We start from the raw sequence: 22596 nt of genomic DNA on the forward strand, positions 1-22596 counted from the left end.
TCTAAAAGGATGCTAGGACATTGCAGGATGCAACGTTAGTAGGATGCTAACGGCAAGGATATGCGATGGACACCTGAAAGGATCAGGCTAGGAACAACATCAGGATGATGACAAGGACACCGCTCAAGGATCAAGTGATGTTCGCTAACGAGGAATGTTAGCAGTTAGGATGACATAGGACACCGCTAGGATGGCGATGCAAAGGATAAGCTGAAGGATTTAGCACTATTACGGATGATGCATGGAGCATTTAAGTAGCTGGATTGCTGCAAGTAAGACTATAGCCCCGATACGAAAGTATCGGGGCTTTTCTTATTTATTCGTTTGGTATCCTATATGGTGGAATATTGAAGCGTACAGGCCTAAAACCACGCATGATTAAATTAGCTTGGTAGCAGTCATCGCCCAGCGCAGAAAATTCAAATAGATAAGCGGAGTGCCATTTCAACTTTCCTTCTGGGGTTTTTATTCTGTGAGCACCAAACGAGACACTTAATAACTGTAAATTGAGTTGTTCGCATCGGTTTGCTATCGCTGATTTTGCTAACTCTGATTGTCTTCTCTGTTGCCAGAATAGAAAAAAACCAAAAGCCAGACCTAGAATTGCCAGTAAATCAGCGATCATTATGTTGCCTTTGATTTAGTTGATTGTTGTAATTTAAGCAATGCGCTCGCCAGTTCATCGGACGGATTACTATGTAATAATGGTAATAATATTAAGCGTAGCGCAGGTAACATGACTAAGTCTGAAAATATTTGATTGAACAGTTCTTGGTTACCGGTTTGTGCCAACCTTAATAAGTAGTGTTCGGCTATAGTCGGATCTTGTAATACTTGCCAAGAACGTCCAGCAATGCCAATTAGAACCTCTTGATGACTTAACTTAGCGCTAGATAGTATGGTTTTAACCAGTGAATACAAATGGTCAGTACTTCCACCTGCTAATGCTCGTACTTGGGCTGAGAGCAAGAATAAATCAGGTGTTGTTGATTCACACTCTTTTTGTGCCAGTTCATAAATCGTCGTCGATAATTTTCCTGGTAAAGAGGTATGCTCGAGTACGCCTAATAAAGCGTATTGGGGTTCGTTTGGAATATGCCGAATAGCTTTGCGAACGATTACCCCATTTTGCTCTTGATTGAGACGAGTACAAATATCAGCAATGCCTTGTAATCCAACAGTTTGCCAGTTAGCCCAGCCCATATCACCCGTAAAGTAGTGTTGAGCATGTTCATAATATTGGCTGGTGGGCATATCTAGTAAAAAGCGGATTTGGCTGTGGAATACGGCCATTTTGTCTTCTGATGGTTTGAACGTGTACGGATTATTTGCCAGGGTTTGTTGTTGTTCTTGGCTAAGCTGTCCTCCTAGCCTTGTCCCCATTGCTTCTACAACATATTTTATAAAGTTACCAATATCAGATTGCTTAAGTAAGCCTCTTTCATCCAGAGGAAACTTTAAAAACCAGATCCACGGTTGTCTTTCTGCGTTCCAATAACTAATTGCTATATTAGCTTGTCGCTGAAGTGGGTAAGGGTAGGGTTGTTGGCCCAGTTCAACACTGGCAAACAGTGTTTGTTCAACCGGTAGAATACGTCTCCCTAAGTCAAAAATTTTGTATTCACAGCCGCTATTTTTTAACAAATGAGTTAGGGTTTGGATGTTGTCCATTTTATTAATTACTCTATTGGTCTTTGCTTAATAAATGGTACTCTTAGGCCAAATTTCAAGGTGGTAGCACGTATTAATCTTATGATGGATGATTTTCCTCTTATTATTTTATTACAAGACGTAGAAACATGTTTGCGTGATCTGTGTTTATGGGATGATGAGGCACCAGATGAAAGCGCATTACAAAGCAAAATGCCTTTTGCTTTAGATACATTACAGCCAGAGCAGTGGTTGCAATGGGTATTTATTCCTAAAATGAGAGATTTGTTAGAAATGGATCAAGTTCCTTACGGCTTTTCTATTTCGCCTTACTTTGAACAAGTCTGGCAATCGGAAAAAGACAAATCTGGTTTAATTTTACTGTTAAACAAAATCGATCAGGAGTGCCTGTAGTGTTGGAAATATTATTTCAAGATGACTATATTATCGCCGTTAATAAGCCCGCGGGTATGTTAGTGCATCGTTCTTGGTTAGATAAACATGAAACTCAATTTGTTATGCAAACCTTGAGAGATCAAATAGGCCAACATGTTTTCCCTTTGCATCGCTTAGATAGACCCACATCGGGCGTACTTGTGTTTGCTTTATCCAGTGCAACGGCTTCTAAAATGATGCCTATGTTTGCCAACCATGAGATGACTAAAACTTATCATGCGATTGTCAGAGGTTGGATAGAAGAGGGAGCGACATTAGATTACCCACTCAAACAAGAGTTAGATAAGATTGCAGATAAATTTGCCAAAACCGATAAAGAGCCACAACAAGCAATAACCGAATATAACCCGTTAGCAAAAGTTGAAGTACCATATTCGACAGGACCTTTTCCAACCAGTCGCTATAGCCTAATAGAAATGAAACCAAAAACGGGACGAAAACACCAATTGCGCCGCCATATGGCGCATCTTAGGCACCCTATTATAGGCGATACTTCGCATGGTGACGGTAAACATAATCGACTTTTCCGTGAAAATTATCAAGCGTGCAGGTTGCTTTTGCATGCTTCAGAGTTGCAGTTCGTGCATCCATTTACCGAACAGTCGGTTTGCATTAAAGCTGATTTGGATGAAGTATGGCATCAATTGATTAGACAATTTCAGTGGACGAATGAAATTTGAGTCTTTTTGTTCGATTTGAATAGGCTTATTTGCCATGGTAAAAAAAAGGCCCAAGTCGTTAATACTTGAGCCTTTTTGAATGTCTGTAATTTTGCTTATTTGAGCTTTTCTAGATCAGCTTCGATTTCATGAATTTTACTTGATACTACTTTTTCTAGATGACGAAGATCGGACAGGATTTTTTCTTTAAGATCTTTGCTCTGCGCTTTAACTGGGCGAGTTATCGTATTGAGTTCATCAATAACGAGGGTCAAATTTCGATTAATTTCAGTAATTTCTCGATATTGATTGGTCCCACCGTCAACCAAGACGTTTTTAATTTGTCTTGGATACTTGAATTTCACACTTTTCGCAAACAGTTCTCCTTTCTGTTTATGAAAATAAATTTTTAACACATCCTTGTGAGCTTCTTGGCGTAAAGAATAGCGCTCTATTTGCTTAGGATCATGAATCCCTAAACCAGTAAGGTTTGGATACATAGCTTACCTCTTGAATAAATAATAGTGTTAAATGTAATGTGTGATATTCCCTATCCACTTGAAGTTGTCGTTATGCTGTTTCGCATTCTCGAACCTTATCACATAGTCAACATATCTAATAGTAACCCTATGTCATAATAACAGTATCGAATGATAAAGTTAGGTTTGGAGCGTTGCTAACGTACGGCTTAATGACGTCTTTCTTCATTGCTAAAAATAATTCAATTATTGAATTAATTGACGCCACTTTAACAGTAAGAAGAGAGACTAGAAAGTTGATTTTTTTTGAGGATATAAAGAGTTGTGGACGAGATCGCGATTCACGATCTCGCCACAGGATAATGTGCTACTTTTCTGCCAGTTCAGAAACATTTTTAACTATAGTTTCTCGTAATATATCTTGTTCTGGTTCTGTTAAAGATTGGCCACTAGATGAGGTAATAAAAAACAGATCTTCTGCGCGTTCCCCAATGGTGGCTATTTTTGCGCCATGAAGATTAATGTTTAGCTCAGAAAATGACTCTCCTACTGTTGCCAGAAGGCCAGGAATATCTAATGCTACGAACTCCATTAGGGTTTTTTTACCGGTTTTTGTTGGTATAAAATCGACCCGAGTTTTTACATGGAAATGTTTAAGTTGTGCAGGTGCTCGCCTAACTCTCAATTTTTTCTGTGTAGCATCTTTAAGTGGCTCGGCGATACTATCAATAATGGTGCTATGGAACTCTTCTTGAATAGGCTCACCATTTTGATCAAGTACCATAAATGTATCTAGAACAAAGCCATCTTTACTACTCATTATTTGAGCGTCATGAACGTTTAGGTTACGTCTATCAATTTCAGCTACTACATTGGCAAAGAGAGCGGGTTGATCTTTGCAATAGATAAAGATTTCAGTTCCGCCTCTAGTGGCTTTTTTACTCATAAGAACAAGTGGAGCTTCTATGTCTTCATGATTCAGTAAATGAGTGCTGTGCCAAGCGATTTGTTTATGGGTATGACGTAAGAAATAATCTGCTTTAAATCGCTGCCAAAGTAGTTCAATCTCCCGTGCCGAAAATCCTTCTTTTCGAAGTAATGCAGAGGCCATTTGTTGGTTGTGACGGATTCTATCACGCACATCCACTGGGTTTTCAAGCCCTCGACGCAATGCTCGTTGAGTAGAGTGATAAAGCTCGGCTAGCAGAGTACGTTTCCAACTATTCCATAATTCGGGGTTGGTTGCACAAAGATCGGCCACAGTTAAGCAGACTAAGTAATCGAGATACTCTTCATCTCTTACTACTTTTGCAAACTCGGCAATAACATCTGGATCGTAAATATCTCGTCTTTGCGCGGTAACGGACATTAATAAATGGTTTTTGACTAACCACGAAACCAATTTGGCTTCAGGTTTTGATAGATCATGTTCAATACAAAAATCGTAGGCTTCAACCGCACCTATTTCAGAGTGATCACCGCCACGACCTTTACCTATATCGTGAAATACTGCGGCAATAATTAACAACTCTTTTTTCTGTATTCGTGGAAAAACTTCACAGCATATTGGATGCTTATTATGATTGTCTGGGTTTGAGAAGGAATGGATATGTTTCAAAAGGCGAATACTGTGTTCATCGACCGTATAGACATGAAAAAGGTCGAATTGCATTTGACCGACAATTTGGCTCCATTGTGGAATGTAAGCGGCAATAACCCCGAGTCGGTGCATTAAGGGAAAGGCACTTAAAAGGGAGTTTGGATGTCGGCACAAAGTCAAAAACTTTTCTCTTGCGGCTGGAATCGTATGCAAAAACTTATTGAGACGACGTCTTGCTGTACGCAGCTGCCTTAGTGTAGCAGGAGCGACGCCTTCGATAGTCGAATCATTGGCTATATGGATGAACATATCCAAAATTGTCTCGGGTCTGGCCTGAAATAACGCGGGTTTTTTGGCTTCAATTAAAGCGCCTCGGCGTTGGAAATCATCATCAATATCTTCAGCATCGAGTTCTTCACCGTTGTTTATGATGGCTTGCTCAAATAACTTAATCAGCATTTTATTCAGTTCGGCAACTCGGCGTAGCGTCCGATAGAACTCCTTCATCATGGTTTCTATCGGAACATTGTGTTCTCCAGTAAATCCTAGGTGCTGAGCAACATGAGCTTGATGGGCAAAAGTGAGTCGATTGTCATATCGCTTGAGTTCCATATGCAGAGCAAATCGAATGCGCCATAAATAGTCTTGGCATTCAACCAGTTCACGGTATTCTGCATCCGTTAGAAAACCGTATTTACTCATTTCGAGTAAAGAGGTTGCGCCGAAGTGTCTCCGAGCGATCCAACTTAAGGTATGGATATCTCGCAAGCCCCCGGGGCTCGATTTGATATCTGGTTCAAGATTGTATGTCGTATCGTGGTAGCGTGCATGTCTCTCTTTTTGTTCGGTTATTTTTTGTTGGCAAAAATCAACACTTGGCCAAAAGCTTTCCGATAACACTAATAATTTGAGTTTCAGGAACGTATCTTCACAACCACAAAGTAAACGCGCCTCTTGTAGATTGGTTGCCACCGTTAGATCACTACTGCCCACTTCAGAGCACTGCTTTATAGTCCGTACAGCATGACCAACTTCCAACTTAAGATCCCATAAGAAAGTGATAAATTCACTAATTTTACTTCCAAGTTCTTTAGGCAATTCTTTTTCTGACAGAATAAGAATATCAATATCCGATAAAGGATGAAGTTCGCTTCTACCATAACCGCCAACGGCGACTAGGCTAAGATGGTCCATTTCTGAAAAGCCATAAAATGTCCAAAGTCTTTGTAACAGTTGGTCCATGTATTCAGAGCGAGCAAAAACTAAATCAGTGACAGGCTGATGATCTAAAAATTGTTTGTTTTGATATTCTGACAATAAATCAAGTTGATTCTTGATGTCGCTTGGTGTGAGTTGAGAATCTGTAAATTTCAGAGGCGATAAATAAGGCATTCCTTGCCGTCCGTACTAAACTAATATGCTGCCAATGTACCAGTACCTTATAGAGTTTAAAAGTCTGAAACTAAAAAATCCTCGCTATCAATTACAATTGTTACCGAGGATTTTAAATGCAGACGTGATTCAGCTTAGTTAATTATATTCTCTATCGAGCTTAGTTAACCATCACTCTTGGGATAGTCTCTTCTTGGCGAAGAGTCAGTACCTCACATCCTGTTTCAGTGACTAAAATGGTATGTTCCCATTGTGCCGAATTTTTGCCATCGCCAGTGTAAACCGTCCAATCATCTTCGGAATCCACACTACAACCAAACTTACCTGCATTGATCATTGGTTCAATAGTAAAGATCATGCCTGGTTTAAGGACTCTACGGTCATTGTTTTTATAATGCACAACTTGTGGTTCTTCATGGAATTCATCACCAATACCGTGGCCACAAAAATCTTTAACAATAGAAAAACGCGGTGTCACACCTTTAATATACTTTTGTATTGTGGTGCCGATGTCACCAATAGTATTGCCCGGTTTCACTTTGCGCATGGCAGCGTATAGGGATTCTTGTGCGACCATACAAAGACGTTTATTAACTGGATCAACATTGCCAACCAGAAACATTTTTGAGGTGTCGCCGTGATAACCTTGTGGGCGAGTTTCTAATGAAGCAGATTTGTCATTCGGGATGATCACCGTAATATCAACGTTGATGATATCCCCATCTTTCAACACGCCAGGTTTTGGTTTGCCGGTAGAACCTATTGCATCTTCCGTTGCTGGAATACCATGACATACAATGTGGTTTACAGAAGTACAAATAGATTTTGGAAAACCATGATAATCGAGTGGAGCAGGGTAAGCTCCGTTTTCTATAATGAATTTGTAGCAGATTTGATCAAGCTCTTCGGTGGTTACACCTGGCTTAATAAATGGCTCAATCATTTCAAGAACTTCAGCGGCAAGTTTACCCGCGACTCTCATTTTTTCGATTTCTTCGGCAGTTTTGATTTTAATTGTCATCTATCTATTCTCTAATTCTGTTCGCACACTTACGGCTTTATTGCAGCGTATTCTACCAGTGAGCAGGTTAAGTGCAATTGAATTCCGTTATCATTTACACTTGAGATCGAAGATGACACCAATAAAATTCAACTATTAGAGGCCAATTTTTCTAGCTTTTTACCCTGTTTTTATGGTATAAAGCGCGCCGGAGTCTGGAACTGTTCTCTTTGACTGCATTGTAGTCAGCGATGCTTTTTTAGCTCCACTTACTTTTATCTTTAAATCACACACGTACCGACACATGTTCCGGGGTGCTTTGTTGTTATCTAATTCGAGATAATAATTATAAGTCGGATGCATGGGGTATGTGGAGGCCTAACCCCGTAAGAGGAATTTAAAATGGCAACTGTATCAATGCGCGATATGCTTAAAGCTGGTGTTCACTTTGGTCACCAAACTCGTTACTGGAACCCAAAAATGAAACCATTCATCTTTGGCGCTCGTAACAAAGTTCATATCATCAACTTAGAAAAAACGGTACCTATGTTCAACGAAGCTCTAGCTGAAATTGCTAAAGTTGGCGAGAAAAAAGGTAAAGTTCTTTTTGTTGGTACTAAACGCGCTGCATCTGAAGCTGTTAAAGAAGCTGCTATCAACAGCAACCAATACTATGTTAACAACCGCTGGTTAGGCGGCATGCTAACAAACTACAAAACGGTTCGTCAGTCTATTAAACGTCTTAAAGAACTTGAAGCTCAAGCTCAAGATGGTACGTTTGAAAAACTAACTAAGAAAGAAGCTCTAATGCGTACTCGCGAAATGGAGAAGCTAGAGAAATCACTTGGTGGTATCAAAGACATGGGCGGTTTACCTGACGCATTATTCGTAATTGATGCGGATCACGAGCACATCGCAGTTAAAGAAGCTAACAACCTTGGTATCCCAGTATACGCTGTTGTTGATACTAACTCTGACCCAGATGGTGTTGATTACATTATTCCTGGTAACGACGATGCAATCCGTGCGGTACAGCTTTACCTAAACGCTGCTGCTGACGCTGTGAAAGAAGGTCGTAACCAAGACGCTGTTGTTGCTGCTGGTGAAAAAGACGGTTTCGTAGAAGAAGCTGAATAATAGCGGCTTCTGACGTTAAACTTAGTTTTTGTTAAGCGTGATTTTATACATGTATTTCATTTGTGAAACACGAAATATACATTAACTAAGTTATAGTTAGCATCAGGGGCCACTTATTTAGGCCCCTGATTTGTATCTTATCCTGAATAAACTGAGGAATAGAGAATGGCAACTGTAACTGCTGCTCTAGTTAAAGAACTTCGCGAGCGTACTGGCGCTGGCATGATGGAATGTAAAAAAGCGCTTGTTGAAGCGGACGCTGATATTGAACTAGCGATCGAAAACATGCGTAAAAGTGGCGCTGCAAAAGCCGCTAAGAAAGCAGGCAATGTAGCTGCTGAAGGTACAATTATCATCAAACAAGCTGATGGTGTTGCTGCTCTTCTAGAAGTTAACTGTCAAACTGACTTTGTAGCAAAAGATGGTAACTTTTTAGCGTTCGCTAATGAAGTTGCTGATGCGGCTGTTGCTGAGCGTTTAGACGCCGCTGCTCTTCAAGCTAAATTTGAAGATACTCGCATTGCTCTTGTTGCTAAAATTGGTGAAAACATCAGTATCCGTCGCGTAGAGTACATTGAAGGTGCTCAACTTGCTTCTTACCGTCACGGTGAGCGCATCGGTGTTGTTGTTTCAGGTTCTGCTGATGAAGAGACGCTTAAGCATGTTGCTATGCATGTAGCTGCTTCTAAACCAGAATTTGTTAACCCTGAAGACGTGCCTGCTGACGTTGTTGAAAAAGAGAAAGCGGTTCAAGTTGAAATCGCGATGAACGAAGGCAAACCAGAAGCTATTGCTGAAAAAATGGTTATTGGCCGTATGAAGAAGTTCACCGGTGAAATCTCTTTGACTGGTCAAGCATTCATTATGGAACCTAAGAAAACAGTGGGCGACATGCTGAAAGAAAAAGGTGCTTCAGTTACTAACTTCGTACGTTTAGAAGTTGGCGAAGGCATCGAAAAAGCTCAAGAAATGAGCTTTGCAGACGAAGTCGCTGCGGTACAGAAAGGGTAATTCCTTGTATGATCGCACAGATAAAGACCGTAGCCAAGGCTGCGGTCTTTTTATGACTGGCAAATACTATTTAGCTGTGATGAATTAAAGCTTGAGGTAGTATGGAACTTAAGTGCTCATTCATGACGGTTAATAAATAACTCTACTTTGGAAGGTAAACTTCATGACAACAAATCCAAAACCCGCGTATCAACGTATTTTATTAAAATTAAGTGGTGAAGCACTTCAAGGTGAAGAAGGCTTTGGTATTGATCCAACTGTTCTTGATCGCATGGCTCAAGAAGTAAAAGAACTGGTTGAATTGGGTGTGCAAGTTGGTCTTGTTATCGGAGGAGGTAACTTGTTCCGTGGAGCGGGTCTTGCCGAAGCAGGAATGAACCGCGTAGTCGGTGACCACATGGGTATGCTAGCAACAGTGATGAATGGATTGGCAATGCGTGATGCTTTACATCGTGCTTATGTGGATGCTCGAGTTATGTCTGCTATCCCTCTTAAAGGGGTATGTGATGATTATAATTGGGCCGACGCTATTGCTCAATTACGTCAAGGTCGAGTGGTGATCTTCTCTGCAGGTACTGGTAATCCGTTTTTCACTACAGATTCAGCGGCTTGTTTACGTGGTATTGAAATAGCAGCCGACGTAGTTCTCAAAGCAACCAAAGTAGATGGCGTATTTACTTCTGACCCAGTAGCAAACCCGGATGCAGAGTTGTATGATAAGCTGTCTTATAATGCGGTACTGGATAAAGAACTAAAAGTAATGGATTTGGCGGCATTTACATTGGCTCGTGACCACGATATGCCAATCCGTGTATTTAATATGAATAAACCAGGCTCTCTTCGACGCGTGGTGATGGGCGAAACAGAAGGCACATTAATTAGCAGTGCTGAATAATTGCTTCCTAATGAGTGTAAAGATTAAGGTGAAAAAGTGATTAACGAAATCAAAAAAGACGCACAAGAGCGCATGGAAAAAAGTGTTGAAGCACTAAAGAACACCCTAAGTAAAGTACGTACAGGTCGTGCGCATCCGAGTATCCTTGCAGGAATAACAGTAGAATATTATGGTGCACCTACACCATTGAACCAAGTAGCAAATATCGTGGCAGAAGATGCACGTAGCTTGGCTATTACTGTTTTTGATAAAGAGCTAACTCCTCTAATCGAGAAAGCGATTATGAAATCGGATCTTGGCCTAAACCCAATGTCTGCGGGCACAGTTATCCGTGTACCTCTCCCTCCATTAACGGAAGAACGTCGTCGCGATTTGGTAAAAATTGTGCGTGGAGAAGCGGAAGGTGGTCGTGTTGCTATCCGTAATATTCGTCGCGATGCAAATGGTGATCTTAAAAGCTTATTAAAAGAGAAAGAGATTTCTGAAGATGAAGATCGTAGAGCGCAAGATGACATTCAAAAGTTAACGGATGCTGCTGTTAAGAGTGTTGATGAAGTACTTGCGGCTAAAGAAAAAGACTTAATGGAAGTGTAATCTATTATTTTTTTCGTTTTGAAATAAAACGCTGTGCTAACAGCCCAGCGTTTTTTTTATATTATTACTCTGAATCAATTAGATCTGTTAAATTACTATTATGCCTGACATTCCAGTTTCTTTATCTCATTTACCTAAACATATCGCTGTGATTATGGATGGCAACGGTCGTTGGGCGAAAGCAAAAGGTAAACCTCGAGTTTTTGGACATCGTGCGGGAGCAAAAGCTGTCAGAAAAACAATTTCAGGCGCAGCTAAGCTTGGTGTTAAAGCTATCACTATGTTTGCTTTTAGCAGTGAAAATTGGCGAAGACCAGAAGAGGAAGTCAATTTATTGATGGAACTCTTTGTTACTGCTTTGAGTCGAGAAGTAAAAAAATTACATAAGAATAATCTGCAACTGAGAATTATTGGTAATGTTAGCCAGTTCAACGATTCTCTTCAGCAAAAGATAGCCGAGGCACAAGCACTCACAGAAAATAACACTGGTATGGTGATTAATATCGCTGCTAACTATGGTGGGCAGTGGGATATTACCGAAGCGGCTAAAGCGATTGCCATAAAAGTTAAAGATGGCACATTGCTGCCTAGTGATATTACCCAAGATGTGTTTGCTGCTGAGTTGACTATGGCGGATTTACCTGAAGTCGACCTTCTTATTAGAACGAGTGGTGAATGCCGCATAAGTAATTTTATGCTATGGCAACTTGCTTATGCTGAAATGTATTTTACCGACGTATTTTGGCCTGATTTTGATGAAGATAAGTTAGTTGATGCAGTATCTTGGTATGTAAGTCGAGAAAGACGATTCGGCTGTACCGGTGAACAGATAAAATCTTTAATGGAATAAATTTAAGGTAACGCATTTGAAACAACGAATAATAACCGCGTTAATATTAGCCCCTCTTGCAGTGTTGGCTATTTTTGAGCTCTCTTTACCCTTTTTCATCGTAGTTGCAGCCGGTATTACGGTGTTAGCCTTTTGGGAATGGGCTCAGTTTGTTGGTAGTCAATCGCGTTATTTAGCGATGATTCCAACTTTATGCTGCTTTGCACTTAGTTATTGGTTAATACCAACTGATATACTGAGTTTAAATCAATTAATGCCGTCTCATTTTACCCTTCTTTTTCTTGCTTCTTTTTGGTGGTTGATAGCCAGTTTATTAGCAATTAGATACCCTAAATCTAAAGGGCTTTGGCAGAACTCTAAACTGCTGAGACAACTTTTTGGCTTACTTACTATTCTCCCCTTTTTTTGGAGCCTGCTTATTTTACGGGCTCAAAACATCGATTTAGAACCTTATCACGGTGCGAAGTTAGTTCTGTATGTTTGCTTACTGGTCTGGGCTGCAGATAGTGGTGCTTACTTTGCTGGCAGAGCGTTCGGCAAGCATAAAATGGCACCAAATGTTAGCCCAAATAAAACAGTTGAAGGGTTAATTGGTGGTATTATTGTTGCTCTGATTGTTGGAGGGGGAGCCGCAATGTGGTTTGATATTCCGTTCTCCAGCGTTGGTAGCATGATTATAATTACCTTAATTACGGTGATTATTTCAGTATTGGGTGACTTAGTCGAAAGTATGTTGAAACGAGTGTCTGGGATTAAAGATAGCAGTAATATTATACCCGGACATGGCGGTGTACTTGATCGAGTAGATAGTTTAACCGCTGCTTTTCCAGTGTTTACGTTGTTGTATTTCACAATTTGACTTACTTAAGAGGCAATTTTTTTGTCTCTTAAGTACTCTACCCTTCTTCCCATATATAACGGTTTTTCTTGATGCAAAACATGACGATTTTAGGTGCAACTGGCTCAATTGGCAGTAGTACATTAAAGGTTATCTCTGAAAACCCTGATAAATTTTCAGTGGTTGCTCTTACCGCAGGAACGAACGTAGAAGCTATGAAAGCGCTCTGCGTAAAATGGCGACCTAAGTATGCAGTGATGTCAGACCAACAAGCTGCAAGCAAATTACACTGTGAACTCAAGTCGTTACAGATCCCAACTGAAGTACTTGCCGGGGAAGCTGGCTTATGTTTTGTTGCCTCATTAGATGAAGTAGATTGCGTTATGGCAGCGATAGTTGGCGCGGCTGGATTGCGTCCGACCATGTCTGCTGTACAAGCGGGTAAACGCATTCTACTCGCCAATAAAGAAGCATTGGTTATGTCAGGGCAGCTCTTTATTGAAGCAGTTAATAAATATGGTGCTCAATTACTTCCAGTTGACAGCGAACATAATGCGATATTTCAGTGCTTACCCGAACAAATACAAACGAATCTAGGCCACTGTGAGCTCGATGCACACGGAATTGATACGATATTACTGACCGGGTCAGGTGGTCCTTTTCGTTACACAGATATTGAACAGCTTAAACAAGTGACACCAGAGCAGGCAATCGCTCACCCCAATTGGTCCATGGGACCTAAAATATCGGTCGATTCAGCAACGATGATGAATAAAGGATTAGAGTTTATTGAAGCTAAATGGTTGTTTAATTGCCAAAAAGAGCAATTAAAAGTCATCATTCATCCTCAGTCTGTCATTCATTCTATGGTGCAATATCGAGACGGTTCAGTGTTAGCTCAGATGGGACAACCCGACATGTGTACCCCCATAGCCTTGGCCATGTCCTACCCAGAAAGGATCGCGTCTACTGTTGCAGCGCTCGATTTCACTAAATTAGGTGAGTTGACTTTTCTCGAGCCAGATTATTCTCGGTATCCTTGTTTAGAGTTAGCGATAGAGGCTTGTTATGAAGGTCAACACGCCACAACGGCGATAAATGCAGCAAACGAAGTCGCGGTTGACGCATTTTTGAATAAACAACTGAACTTTATTGATATTGCTGTTGTCAATGAACGAGTACTTTCTAAGGTTTGTTCTGATAGCTATCAATTAAATATGGATGATTTGGAAAGCTTGTTCGACCTAGATAGAATGGCTCGTAAACTTGCTTTAGAAGTGATTAGAGAACGCTCACTATGATTGATGTTTTGTGGAATTTTGCCAGTTTTATTCTTGCCTTGGGTATCTTAGTCGCTGTGCATGAGTTTGGCCACTTTTGGGTAGCACGCAAGTGTGGTGTAAAGGTAGAGAAATTCTCTATAGGGTTTGGCAAATCGTTGTGGAATAAAATTGGTAAAGATGGAACTGAATACAGTTTATCGCTGATTCCACTCGGTGGTTATGTAAAAATGCTTGATGGCAGGGTAGATAATGTACCTGAATCGATGCAACAGTATGCCTTTGATAAAAAACCACTTTGGCAAAGAACCGCCGTGGTCTCTGCTGGGCCTATATTCAATTTTCTATTTGCTATTTTTGCGTATTGGTTAGTATTCCTGATCGGTGTGCCAACAATAAAACCTGTGATTGGAGAAGTTGCTCCTAATTCGATTATAGCGCAGGCAGGGGTAACACCAGGAATGGAGCTTACCTCTATTTCTGGTGTAGAAACGGTCAACTGGGAGTCGGTCAATATGGGATTAGTCTCTCATATTGGTGATGAACAAATGGTTATCACTGTTCGTCCTGCTGATGGTTATGGCATAGAAGAAACAAAAACTTTAGATTTAACCCAGTGGCGTTACGATCCCGAAAGTCAATCTGCGATGCAGACCTTAGGTTTTTCACCTTACCGGCCGGAAATTTATACCTCTGTAGCCTTTATTTCAGAGGAAAGTGCCGCTTATGCTGCTGGATTTGCTGTTGGTGATAATATTGTTGCCATTGACGATACGCCTGTTGAAGACTGGCAACAAATTGTTGAAACCATCAGTCGTTCTGCTGATAAAACTTTAACGGTTGAAGTTGAAAGAGACGGTGTAAATCAAACACTGTTATTGACTCCCGCAAGTAGAGAGTTATCGGACGGCAATGTTATCGGGTTTGCAGGGGTATCCCCAGCGATGGCAGAGTGGCCAGAAGAGTATCGATTTGACTTGCAATTTGGTGTGTTTGAATCATTAGTAAAAGCGACAGAAAAAACGCAGCAAGTCATCAGCTTAACATTTAGCATGCTGAAAAAATTGGTTGTTGGTGACGTAGGGTTAAATAACTTGAGTGGTCCTATATCGATAGCCAAAGGCGCAGGTGCAACGGCTGATTATGGGTTAGTCTATTTTTTAGGTTTTTTAGCATTAATTAGTGTGAATTTAGGCATAATTAATTTAATGCCATTACCAGTACTGGATGGTGGCCATCTATTGTTTTATGCCATTGAAGCGGTTATACGACGACCTGTGCCTGAAAAAGTACAGGAAATGGGTTTTCGCGTTGGAGGAGCTATCATATTTTCTCTAATGGCGATTGCTGTTTTTAACGATTTTATGCGTTTGTGATATCGATATATTTAAGTAAATGGAATTGAAATTATCATTCATGTTTATTAACAATATAATTCAACAGAAAGCAATAAGAAGTATCAAGGAATAGTCAGCAACAGTATGACAATTAAGCAATTATTACTCACTACTCTTTTAATTACTAGTTCAGCAGTTAGTCGTGCAGAGCAAAACCAGTTTGTAGTAACCGACATTAAAATAGAAGGGCTGCAACGGGTTGCTTTAGGTGCTGCGCTCTTGAAAATTCCCGTTCGAGTTGGTGATGATATCGATCAGCAGGATGTCGCTGACACGATCAAAGCACTGTATGCTTCAGGTAATTTTGAGAACGTAACCGCGCTAAGAGATGAGGGTGTATTGGTTATTCAGGTGAAAGAAAGACCAACGATAGCCAGTATCTCATTTTCTGGAAACAGTGCGATAAAAGATGAGCAATTAGAACCAAACTTGGATGCTTCTGGTGTGCGTGTTGGGGAAGCACTTGACCGCACTACGTTAAGTCAAATAGAAAAAGGCTTAGAAGACTTCTATTATAGTGTGGGTAAATATAATGCGACCGTTAGAGCGGTTGTAACGCCTTTGCCTCGAAACCGAGCGGATTTAAACTTTGTTTTTTCTGAGGGCGTATCAGCAAAAATTCAGCAAATTAATTTTATTGGCAATGAAGTCTTTACTGATGAAGAGTTGTTGTCGCGCTTTGATCTCAATGTTGACGTATCATGGTGGAACTTTCTTTCTGATGATAAATATCAAAAGCAAGTATTAGCCGCAGATTTAGAAGCGCTTAAATCGTATTACCTTAATCAAGGCTATTTAAAGTTTAAAGTCGATAGTACTCAAGTCTCCATTTCTCCGGATAAGAAAGGTGTTTATATCACCTTGAATATAGATGAAGGCAAACCTTATACGGTAGACAGCGTTGACTTTAAAGGAGAGTTAATAGGGAAGAAACCCGAATTTGAGCAAATGGTGCCATTTGAAGAAGGTGATTTATACAGTGGTGCTCTAGTTACCGCATTAGAAGAAAATGTAAAGAAAACCATGGGAGAAGCCGGTTATGCTTACCCTAATGTTCGTACTCAACCAGAGTTTGATGATGAAAATCAAACGGTAAAACTCACCATTCATCTTCAAGCTGGTAATCGAATCTATGTGCGAGATATTCGTTTTACTGGTAATAACTCAACACAAGATGAAGTATTACGACGCGAAATGCGTCAAATGGAAGGCAGCTGGTTAAATTCTAAAGCAATCGAAACCAGTAAGTCTCGATTGAGTCGTCTTGGTTTTTTTGAAACTGTGAATGTACAAACCGTAAGAGTGCCAGGTACGGATGATCAGGTCGATTTGGTTTATTCTGTTAAAGAGGCGAACTCAGGTAGCATCAATTTTGGTGTTGGTTATGGTACGGAGTCTGGTGTAAGTTTCCAAGTCGGCTTACAACAAGATAACTTTGCTGGAACAGGTAACCGAGTCGGTATCAGCGCCAGTACAAATGACTATCAAGATAATATAACCCTTGAATACCGAGACCCGTATTGGAATTTAGATGGTGTGAGTTTAGGCGGAAAAATTTTCTACAATAAATTCGAAGCCTCTGAAGCAGGGATTGTCGATTATACTAATGAAAGTTATGGTACTAGTTTAACCTGGGGGTTCCCGTTTGATGAACTCAACTTTTTTGAAATAGGCCTAGGATACACCCATAATAAAATATCTAACCTTGATCCCTATGTTCAAGTCGAACAGTTTCTTGAAGCTCAAGCAGATAATATTAATAGTTCTGGTGAGCTGATGGTTGATGATTTTGATGTCACATTAACATGGACTCGAAATAACCTAAACCGAGGTTACTTCCCAACCGCAGGTAATCATCAAAGAGCATCGTATAAAGCGACTGTTCCGGGAAGTGACGTTCAGTTTTTTAAAGCTCAATACGATGTTCGACAATATATTCCATTGACCAAAAAACATGAGTTTACTTTATTGCTACGAGGCCGGTTAGGTTACGGAAATGGTTATGGTACCTCTGATGATGGTAATGATAACTTATTCCCATTTTATGAAAACTACTATATGGGGGGCTTTTCTTCCCTCAGAGGATTTGGTTCAAACTCTGCTGGCCCTAAAGCGGTTTATGATGAGAATGTAAAAGGTAATAACCCTAACTACATCGCCACAGATGATGCGGTTGGTGGCAATGCGGTTGCCTTAGCGAGTATCGAGTTGATTTTGCCGACCCCATTCTTGTCTATAGAGATGCAGAGCCAAGTACGTACCAGCGTTTTCTTCGACGTAGCTAGCGTGTGGGATACGGAGTTTAATTATTTAGAAAATAATACGTCTTATGGTGAAGATTATTATTATGATTACTCCGATCCATTAAATTATCGTTCATCTTATGGTGCTGCATTGCAGTGGATCTCTCCAATGGGACCATTAGTATTTTCTATTGCAAAACCAGTCGAAATATATGAAGGTGACGATGAAGAATTCTTTACTTTCACAATAGGCAAAACTTTTTAAAAGGAACATGTTTTGAAAAAATTAGTTAAAGTGGTTGGCGTAAGTCTTGTTATTATTAGTTCGGCTTTTTTTGCCAATGCAGCAGAAGCCGCACAAAAAGTAGGCTATATCAGTACCAGTTATATCATTAGTAAATTGCCTCAACGTGAAGCTATCGTCAAAAAATTACAAGCTGAATTGAAAGATGACAGAGCTGAATTAGAGAAACTTCAAGCAGAAATATCGACAAAACATCAAAAAATTCAACGTGATGGGGCATTATTGGGTACTGAAGGTGTTGAGAAACTTGAGATTGAAATCAGTAAGCTCAATGCAGAAGGTCAAATTAAGCAACAATCATTTAAGAAAAAAGCACAATCTCTTGATATGCAATCACGACAAGAAATGTTGAAGCTCATTCAAGAAGCAACGTCGAAAGTAGCAAAGAAAGAAGGGTTTGACATGGTAATTGATAGTCAAACACTTCTCTATGCTTCGGATGACTCTGATTTAACCAAGAAAGTATTAGCAGAGCTGAATTAAAAATATGGCTAGAGTGACTCTCGCTGATTTAGCAGCGATTACAGGAGGCACAGTACATGGTGATAGTACTATCACCATTACATCTGTAGCACCAATGGATAGATCAGGAGTTGGACAAATCACCTTTTTGTCTAATGTTAAATACCGTAAGCATTTAGGTGAGTGTCAGGCTTCTGCGATTATGGTTAAAGAGTCCGAATTAGAACTCTGTAAAACCAACGTTTTAGTCGTTAAAGATCCCTATCTTGCTTATGCGCTTGTCGCTCAAGCATTGGATTCTACTCCTAAGCCAGCGTGTAACATCCACTCTTCTGCCGTTATTGCCAATTCTGCATCTATCGCTTCAGGCGTTACCATTGGAGCGAATGCCACTATCGAGGCGGGTGTGTCACTTGGTGAAAATGTATCGATTGGAGCCGGTTGCTTTATTGGTAAAAATAGCACGATTGGTAAAGGTAGTAAGCTTTGGTCGAACATTTCGATATATCATGATGTTCAAATTGGTGAGAACTGTCTTATACAGGCCAATACCGTGATCGGATCGGATGGTTTTGGCTATGCAAATGATAAAGGTGAGTGGGTTAAAATTCCACAAGTTGGCTCAGTGAGAGTAGGAAATCGTGTAGAAATTGGTGCATGTACTACTATTGATAGAGGGGCGTTGGATGACACGGTTATTGAAGACAATGTCATTCTAGATAATCAACTGCAAATTGCACATAATGTGCAGATCGGATATGGTACCGCGATTGCTGGTGGTACAATTATCGCAGGCAGTACGTCAATCGGTAAATACTGTATTATCGGTGGCGGTACCGTTATTAATGGTCATATACAAATCACAGATCAAGTGACCATTACTGGTATGAGCATGGTGATGAAGGGGATCGACACTAAGGGTGTCTATTCTTCTGGTATTCCTGTTCAGCCAAATAAAGAGTGGCGGAAAATGGCGGCTCGTACTCATCGTATTGACGAAATGCATAAGAGACTGAAAGAAATAGAGAAAAAACTGGACGCGTGACGCGATCAATTTCTACTAATTCTTATTAAAAGGTCTGCAAATAGCGGGCCTTTTTCGTTTATAATGCGCCCTAAATATGATGCTTTATTATTTGTGATAGTAATCAATTGAATTGTTAATAGGAATATGGCTTTGACAACTGAAAAAAAAACCATGGATATAACTCAAATCAGGGAATTACTTCCTCATCGTTATCCATTTTTATTAATCGATCGTGTTACCGAGTATGTAGAAGGTAAGCACCTGATTGGTTTGAAAAACGTATCAGTAAATGAACCTCAGTTCACCGGTCATTTCCCTCAAATGCCGATCTTCCCTGGTGTACTTATTTTAGAGGCAATGGCACAAGCAACTGGGCTACTTGCTTTCGCTACTTTTGGCGCACCGACCGAGAACGAATTGTACTACTTTGCTAGTATTGATAACGCAAAATTTCGTAAACCAGTTGTTCCTGGTGATCAACTCGTCATTGAAGTTGAGTTTATTAAAGAGCGCAGAGGGATCGCCTTATTTACTGGAGTAGCAAAAGTGGATGGCGGTGTGGTGTGTTCTGCTGAACTCAAATGTGCCCGTAGAGAATTCTAATTATGATCCATGAAAATGCTCAGGTTCATCCAAGTGCGATTATTCACTCAAGTGCCATCATAGAAGAAGGTGCGGTTATTGGGGCGAATGTTAAAATTGGTCCATTTTGTACTGTTGGTCGTAAAGTAGAGATAGGGAAAGGGACAGAACTTCTCTCTCATGTTGTCGTAAAAGGGCCAACAAAAATTGGCCAAGATAACCGTATCTTTCAGTTCGCTTCTATTGGTGAAGAGTGCCAAGATCTTAAGTTTGCAGGCGAAGATACTCGCTTAGAGATCGGGGATCGTAATACCATTCGCGAAAGTGTGACAATGCATCGAGGTACAATTCAAGATAGCGGTTTGACCAAAGTTGGCAACGATAACTTGTTTATGATTAATGCACATATAGCACACGATTGTATCGTAGGTGATCACTGTATTTTTGCTAATAACGCGACATTAGCAGGTCATGTTACCGTTGGAAAAAATGCGATTATCGGTGGGATGAGCGCTATCCATCAATTCTGTCATATTGGTGACCATGCGATGCTAGGTGGTGGATCTATTGTGGTTCAAGATGTCCCTCCTTACGTTATGGCTCAAGGTAATCATTGTGCTCCCTTTGGAATAAATATCGAAGGTCTGAAACGTCGTGGTTTTGAAAAGAAAGAAATCCATGCCATCAGAAGAGCCTACAAAGCACTGTATCGGAGCGGTAAAACATTGGAAGAAGCCAAAATAGATATTGCTAAAGAAGCACAAGATTTTGCTGCAGTTAAGCTATTCTTAGCCTTTTTAGAAAAATCTGCTCGTGGCATCATCCGTTAAGTTTTTATATAGGCTTAACTTCTTAAAGATCGTAACCTTTGTTACGGTCTTTTTCGTCTTAGTAATAAGTGAATTTTAGTTAAGTTAGGGAAACGAAATTTATGCAGCAACCTCGTCCTTTTACTATTGGTATCGTTGCCGGTGAACTTTCAGGTGATACACTTGGTGAAGGGTTCATAAAAGCGATAAAACAGATCATACCTCACGCACAGTTTGTTGGGATAGGTGGACCCAAAATGAATGCATTGGGTTGTCAGTCGTTGTTTGATATGGAAGAGCTCTCTGTTATGGGCTTGGTTGAAGTACTTGGCCGTTTACCGAGACTTTTAAAAGTAAAAGCTGAATTAGTTAACCATTTTACTGCTAACCCACCTGATGTATTTATTGGTATCGATGCTCCTGATTTTAATCTTCGATTAGAGAAAACGCTTAAGGATTCTGGTATTAAAACGGTGCATTACGTCAGTCCTTCAGTATGGGCTTGGCGACAAAAAAGAATTTTTAAAATAGAAGCTGCAACCAATCTTGTATTAGCATTTTTACCATTTGAAAAAGCATTTTATGATCAATACCAAGTACCTTGTGAATTTATTGGTCATACGTTAGCCGATGCTATCCCATTAGAAAGCCCAAATAAACAAGCACGACAAAAACTTAATTTACAGCCAGATAAACAGTGGCTCGCTGTACTCCCAGGTAGTCGCGCTAGTGAATTAAAAATGCTCGCGCAGCCTTTTATCGAAACCTGTCAAAAGTTACATAAAAAAAATCCTGATCTTGGTTTTGTGGTGGCGCTAGTTAATGAAAACAGAAGAGCGCAATTTGAGCAAGTCTGGCAAACCATCGCGCCTGAGTTATCTTTTACTCTCGTAAATGATACGGCTAGGAACGTGATAGAAGCATCAGATGTGGTGCTATTGGCTTCTGGAACCGTTGCGCTTGAATGCATGTTAATCAAAAGGCCAATGGTAGTCGCGTATAACGTGAATCCTATTACCGCCTTTATCGCTAAACGATTAGTGAAGACAAAGTTTGTCTCTTTACCTAATATCTTAGCTGACCAAGAATTGGTAAAAGAATTTATCCTAGAAGAGTGTCATGCAGATAACCTATTTACCGAAGTTGATAGATTACTTTCGAGTGATAATCAAAAAATGTTAGACAAGTTTACTGAAATGCATCAATGGATCCGTAAAAATGCCGATAAACAAGCTGCATTAGCTGTTTTAAAGCTAGTAGGTAGAGAACATGGATAAAGAGTTTCCTCCGTTTGAGTATCCTAGCGAGTATAAATTGTTCGCTGGCGTTGATGAAGTAGGCCGTGGTCCATTAGTTGGTGATGTTGTGACTGCTGCTGTTATTCTCGATCCTAACAAGCCTATTTCAGGATTAACCGATTCGAAAAAATTATCGGAGAAAAAACGTTTAGCTCTGTTTCCTGAAATTCAAAAAAAAGCGATATCATGGTCTATAGGTCGTTGTTCTCCAAAAGAAATAGATAAGTTAAATATCTTGCATGCTACAATGCTTGCGATGCAACGTGCCGTGAATGGATTATCTATTCAACCAGAATTTGTATTGGTTGATGGTAATAGAATACCCAATTTATCTATGCCTGCTCAGGCGGTAGTGAAAGGTGATTTACGTGTAGCGGAAATTAGCGCCGCTTCGATTTTAGCCAAAGTTATTCGTGATCAAGAAATGGAAGCCTTAGACTTTCAGTACCCAGAGTTTGGTTTTGCCAAACATAAGGGTTACCCAACTAAAGCGCATTTTGCTGCAATTGATAAGTATGGTGTCATTGAGCAACATAGAAAAAGTTTTAAGCCAGTAAAAAAAGCACTTGGCTTACTAGAATCGTGAACATTAAATAGAATTTTTTATCGCCAGCAATGAATACCGAGTAATCA

Annotated in this window: 22 protein-coding genes; 17 read left to right on the plus strand and 5 right to left on the minus strand. The window is 40.2% G+C overall.

Annotation, left to right across the window (positions count from 1 at the left end; genetic code table 11):
• Nucleotides 1-316: 316 nt before the first annotated feature.
• Nucleotides 317-625 (minus strand): DUF3301 domain-containing protein, encoded by a 309-nt coding sequence (locus R3X26_RS11495; protein WP_317717458.1) that lies wholly within the window; start codon nucleotides 623-625, stop codon nucleotides 317-319.
• Nucleotides 625-1671, minus strand: coding sequence for a DUF3549 family protein (locus R3X26_RS11500; protein WP_317717459.1), 1047 nt, complete (start codon nucleotides 1669-1671; stop codon nucleotides 625-627). Before R3X26_RS11500 ends, R3X26_RS11495 begins: the two co-directional genes overlap by 1 nt.
• Here R3X26_RS11500 and R3X26_RS11505 point away from each other — a divergent pair.
• Together R3X26_RS11505 and truC are read left to right on the plus strand one after the other, a co-directional pair.
• Nucleotides 1657-2064 (plus strand): YqcC family protein, encoded by a 408-nt coding sequence (locus R3X26_RS11505; protein WP_317717460.1) that lies wholly within the window; start codon nucleotides 1657-1659, stop codon nucleotides 2062-2064. The genes R3X26_RS11500 and R3X26_RS11505 overlap by 15 nt on opposite strands.
• On the plus strand, nucleotides 2064-2786 hold the full coding sequence (gene truC / locus R3X26_RS11510) for a tRNA pseudouridine(65) synthase TruC (protein WP_317717461.1): 723 nt from the start codon (nucleotides 2064-2066) through the stop codon (nucleotides 2784-2786). The genes R3X26_RS11505 and truC overlap by 1 nt, the downstream gene beginning before the upstream one ends.
• 95 nt (nucleotides 2787-2881) lie before the next feature.
• Here the strand turns inward: truC and R3X26_RS11515 are convergent, their stop codons facing one another.
• From R3X26_RS11515 to map, 3 genes are all read right to left on the minus strand, one after another.
• A complete protein-coding gene (locus tag R3X26_RS11515) occupies nucleotides 2882-3265 on the minus strand; it encodes a DUF3461 family protein (protein ID WP_317717462.1) in 384 nt (127 codons plus the stop codon).
• Between the two features lie 346 nt (nucleotides 3266-3611).
• Nucleotides 3612-6236, minus strand: a complete 2625-nt coding sequence (gene glnD / locus R3X26_RS11520) for a bifunctional uridylyltransferase/uridylyl-removing protein GlnD (protein WP_317717463.1) — start codon at nucleotides 6234-6236, stop codon at nucleotides 3612-3614.
• A gap of 160 nt (nucleotides 6237-6396) precedes the next feature.
• Nucleotides 6397-7257 (minus strand): type I methionyl aminopeptidase, encoded by an 861-nt coding sequence (gene map / locus R3X26_RS11525; protein ID WP_317717464.1) that lies wholly within the window; start codon nucleotides 7255-7257, stop codon nucleotides 6397-6399.
• Nucleotides 7258-7638: 381 nt separating this feature from the next.
• Here map and rpsB point away from each other — a divergent pair, with 381 nt between their 5' ends.
• From rpsB to rnhB, 15 genes are all read left to right on the plus strand, one after another.
• Nucleotides 7639-8373, plus strand: a complete 735-nt coding sequence (rpsB, locus tag R3X26_RS11530; RefSeq protein ID WP_317717465.1) for a 30S ribosomal protein S2 — start codon at nucleotides 7639-7641, stop codon at nucleotides 8371-8373.
• 165 nt (nucleotides 8374-8538) lie between these two features.
• Nucleotides 8539-9384 carry a translation elongation factor Ts gene (tsf, locus tag R3X26_RS11535; RefSeq protein WP_317717466.1) on the plus strand — a complete coding sequence of 282 codons (846 nt, stop codon included), beginning with the start codon at nucleotides 8539-8541 and terminating at the stop codon, nucleotides 9382-9384.
• Between the two features lie 163 nt (nucleotides 9385-9547).
• Nucleotides 9548-10279, plus strand: coding sequence for a UMP kinase (pyrH, locus tag R3X26_RS11540; RefSeq protein WP_317717467.1), 732 nt, complete (start codon nucleotides 9548-9550; stop codon nucleotides 10277-10279).
• Nucleotides 10280-10315: 36 nt separating this feature from the next.
• The gene (gene frr, locus R3X26_RS11545) at nucleotides 10316-10873 is read left to right on the plus strand and encodes a ribosome recycling factor (protein WP_317717468.1); all 558 of its coding nucleotides are present in this window, start codon (nucleotides 10316-10318) and stop codon (nucleotides 10871-10873) included.
• A 100-nt stretch (nucleotides 10874-10973) separates the two neighbouring features.
• A complete protein-coding gene (locus R3X26_RS11550) occupies nucleotides 10974-11723 on the plus strand; it encodes an isoprenyl transferase (protein ID WP_317717469.1) in 750 nt (249 codons plus the stop codon).
• Between the two features lie 16 nt (nucleotides 11724-11739).
• Nucleotides 11740-12582, plus strand: a complete 843-nt coding sequence (locus R3X26_RS11555; RefSeq protein WP_317717470.1) for a phosphatidate cytidylyltransferase — start codon at nucleotides 11740-11742, stop codon at nucleotides 12580-12582.
• Nucleotides 12583-12653: 71 nt separating this feature from the next.
• Complete coding sequence (ispC, locus tag R3X26_RS11560; protein ID WP_317717471.1) at nucleotides 12654-13862, plus strand: 1-deoxy-D-xylulose-5-phosphate reductoisomerase; 1209 nt, start codon at nucleotides 12654-12656, stop codon at nucleotides 13860-13862.
• Entirely contained in the window at nucleotides 13859-15217 is a 1359-nt protein-coding gene (rseP, locus tag R3X26_RS11565) for a sigma E protease regulator RseP (RefSeq protein WP_317717472.1), read from the plus strand. Before ispC ends, rseP begins: the two co-directional genes overlap by 4 nt.
• 105 nt (nucleotides 15218-15322) lie before the next feature.
• Nucleotides 15323-17746 (plus strand): outer membrane protein assembly factor BamA, encoded by a 2424-nt coding sequence (gene bamA / locus R3X26_RS11570; RefSeq protein ID WP_317717473.1) that lies wholly within the window; start codon nucleotides 15323-15325, stop codon nucleotides 17744-17746.
• A 12-nt stretch (nucleotides 17747-17758) separates the two neighbouring features.
• The gene (locus tag R3X26_RS11575) at nucleotides 17759-18268 is read left to right on the plus strand and encodes an OmpH family outer membrane protein (RefSeq protein WP_317717474.1); all 510 of its coding nucleotides are present in this window, start codon (nucleotides 17759-17761) and stop codon (nucleotides 18266-18268) included.
• A 4-nt stretch (nucleotides 18269-18272) separates the two neighbouring features.
• The gene (gene lpxD / locus R3X26_RS11580; RefSeq protein ID WP_317717475.1) at nucleotides 18273-19292 is read left to right on the plus strand and encodes a UDP-3-O-(3-hydroxymyristoyl)glucosamine N-acyltransferase; all 1020 of its coding nucleotides are present in this window, start codon (nucleotides 18273-18275) and stop codon (nucleotides 19290-19292) included.
• Nucleotides 19293-19445: 153 nt separating this feature from the next.
• Nucleotides 19446-19877, plus strand: coding sequence for a 3-hydroxyacyl-ACP dehydratase FabZ (gene fabZ / locus R3X26_RS11585; protein WP_317717515.1), 432 nt, complete (start codon nucleotides 19446-19448; stop codon nucleotides 19875-19877).
• A 2-nt stretch (nucleotides 19878-19879) separates the two neighbouring features.
• Complete coding sequence (lpxA, locus tag R3X26_RS11590; RefSeq protein WP_317717476.1) at nucleotides 19880-20686, plus strand: acyl-ACP--UDP-N-acetylglucosamine O-acyltransferase; 807 nt, start codon at nucleotides 19880-19882, stop codon at nucleotides 20684-20686.
• Nucleotides 20687-20787: 101 nt separating this feature from the next.
• Nucleotides 20788-21942: a lipid-A-disaccharide synthase gene (gene lpxB / locus R3X26_RS11595; RefSeq protein WP_317717477.1), complete on the plus strand. Its 1155-nt coding sequence runs from the start codon at nucleotides 20788-20790 to the stop codon at nucleotides 21940-21942.
• A complete protein-coding gene (rnhB, locus tag R3X26_RS11600) occupies nucleotides 21935-22549 on the plus strand; it encodes a ribonuclease HII (RefSeq protein ID WP_317717478.1) in 615 nt (204 codons plus the stop codon). The genes lpxB and rnhB overlap by 8 nt, the downstream gene beginning before the upstream one ends.
• Nucleotides 22550-22596: the final 47 nt, after the last annotated feature.

The organism is Vibrio sp. TH_r3 (assembly GCF_033101115.1).
Taxonomy (GTDB): domain Bacteria; phylum Pseudomonadota; class Gammaproteobacteria; order Enterobacterales; family Vibrionaceae; genus Vibrio.

What these genes read in the sequence shown, in the direction of transcription:
- lpxB (WP_317717477.1), top strand. Translation starts at nt 20,788, where the DNA reads ATGCAGCAACCTCGTCCTTTTACTATTGGTATCGTTGCCGGTGAACTT.
- R3X26_RS11515 (WP_317717462.1), bottom strand. Translation starts at nt 3,265, where the DNA reads ATGTATCCAAACCTTACTGGTTTAGGGATTCATGATCCTAAGCAAATA.
- R3X26_RS11550 (WP_317717469.1), top strand. Translation starts at nt 10,974, where the DNA reads ATGCCTGACATTCCAGTTTCTTTATCTCATTTACCTAAACATATCGCT.
- lpxD (WP_317717475.1), top strand. Translation starts at nt 18,273, where the DNA reads ATGGCTAGAGTGACTCTCGCTGATTTAGCAGCGATTACAGGAGGCACA.
- R3X26_RS11495 (WP_317717458.1), bottom strand. Translation starts at nt 625, where the DNA reads ATGATCGCTGATTTACTGGCAATTCTAGGTCTGGCTTTTGGTTTTTTT.
- lpxA (WP_317717476.1), top strand. Translation starts at nt 19,880, where the DNA reads ATGATCCATGAAAATGCTCAGGTTCATCCAAGTGCGATTATTCACTCA.
- ispC (WP_317717471.1), top strand. Translation starts at nt 12,654, where the DNA reads ATGCAAAACATGACGATTTTAGGTGCAACTGGCTCAATTGGCAGTAGT.
- rpsB (WP_317717465.1), top strand. Translation starts at nt 7,639, where the DNA reads ATGGCAACTGTATCAATGCGCGATATGCTTAAAGCTGGTGTTCACTTT.
- pyrH (WP_317717467.1), top strand. Translation starts at nt 9,548, where the DNA reads ATGACAACAAATCCAAAACCCGCGTATCAACGTATTTTATTAAAATTA.
- bamA (WP_317717473.1), top strand. Translation starts at nt 15,323, where the DNA reads ATGACAATTAAGCAATTATTACTCACTACTCTTTTAATTACTAGTTCA.
- rseP (WP_317717472.1), top strand. Translation starts at nt 13,859, where the DNA reads ATGATTGATGTTTTGTGGAATTTTGCCAGTTTTATTCTTGCCTTGGGT.
- map (WP_317717464.1), bottom strand. Translation starts at nt 7,257, where the DNA reads ATGACAATTAAAATCAAAACTGCCGAAGAAATCGAAAAAATGAGAGTC.
- fabZ (WP_317717515.1), top strand. Translation starts at nt 19,446, where the DNA reads ATGGATATAACTCAAATCAGGGAATTACTTCCTCATCGTTATCCATTT.
- tsf (WP_317717466.1), top strand. Translation starts at nt 8,539, where the DNA reads ATGGCAACTGTAACTGCTGCTCTAGTTAAAGAACTTCGCGAGCGTACT.
- rnhB (WP_317717478.1), top strand. Translation starts at nt 21,935, where the DNA reads ATGGATAAAGAGTTTCCTCCGTTTGAGTATCCTAGCGAGTATAAATTG.
- R3X26_RS11500 (WP_317717459.1), bottom strand. Translation starts at nt 1,671, where the DNA reads ATGGACAACATCCAAACCCTAACTCATTTGTTAAAAAATAGCGGCTGT.
- glnD (WP_317717463.1), bottom strand. Translation starts at nt 6,236, where the DNA reads ATGCCTTATTTATCGCCTCTGAAATTTACAGATTCTCAACTCACACCA.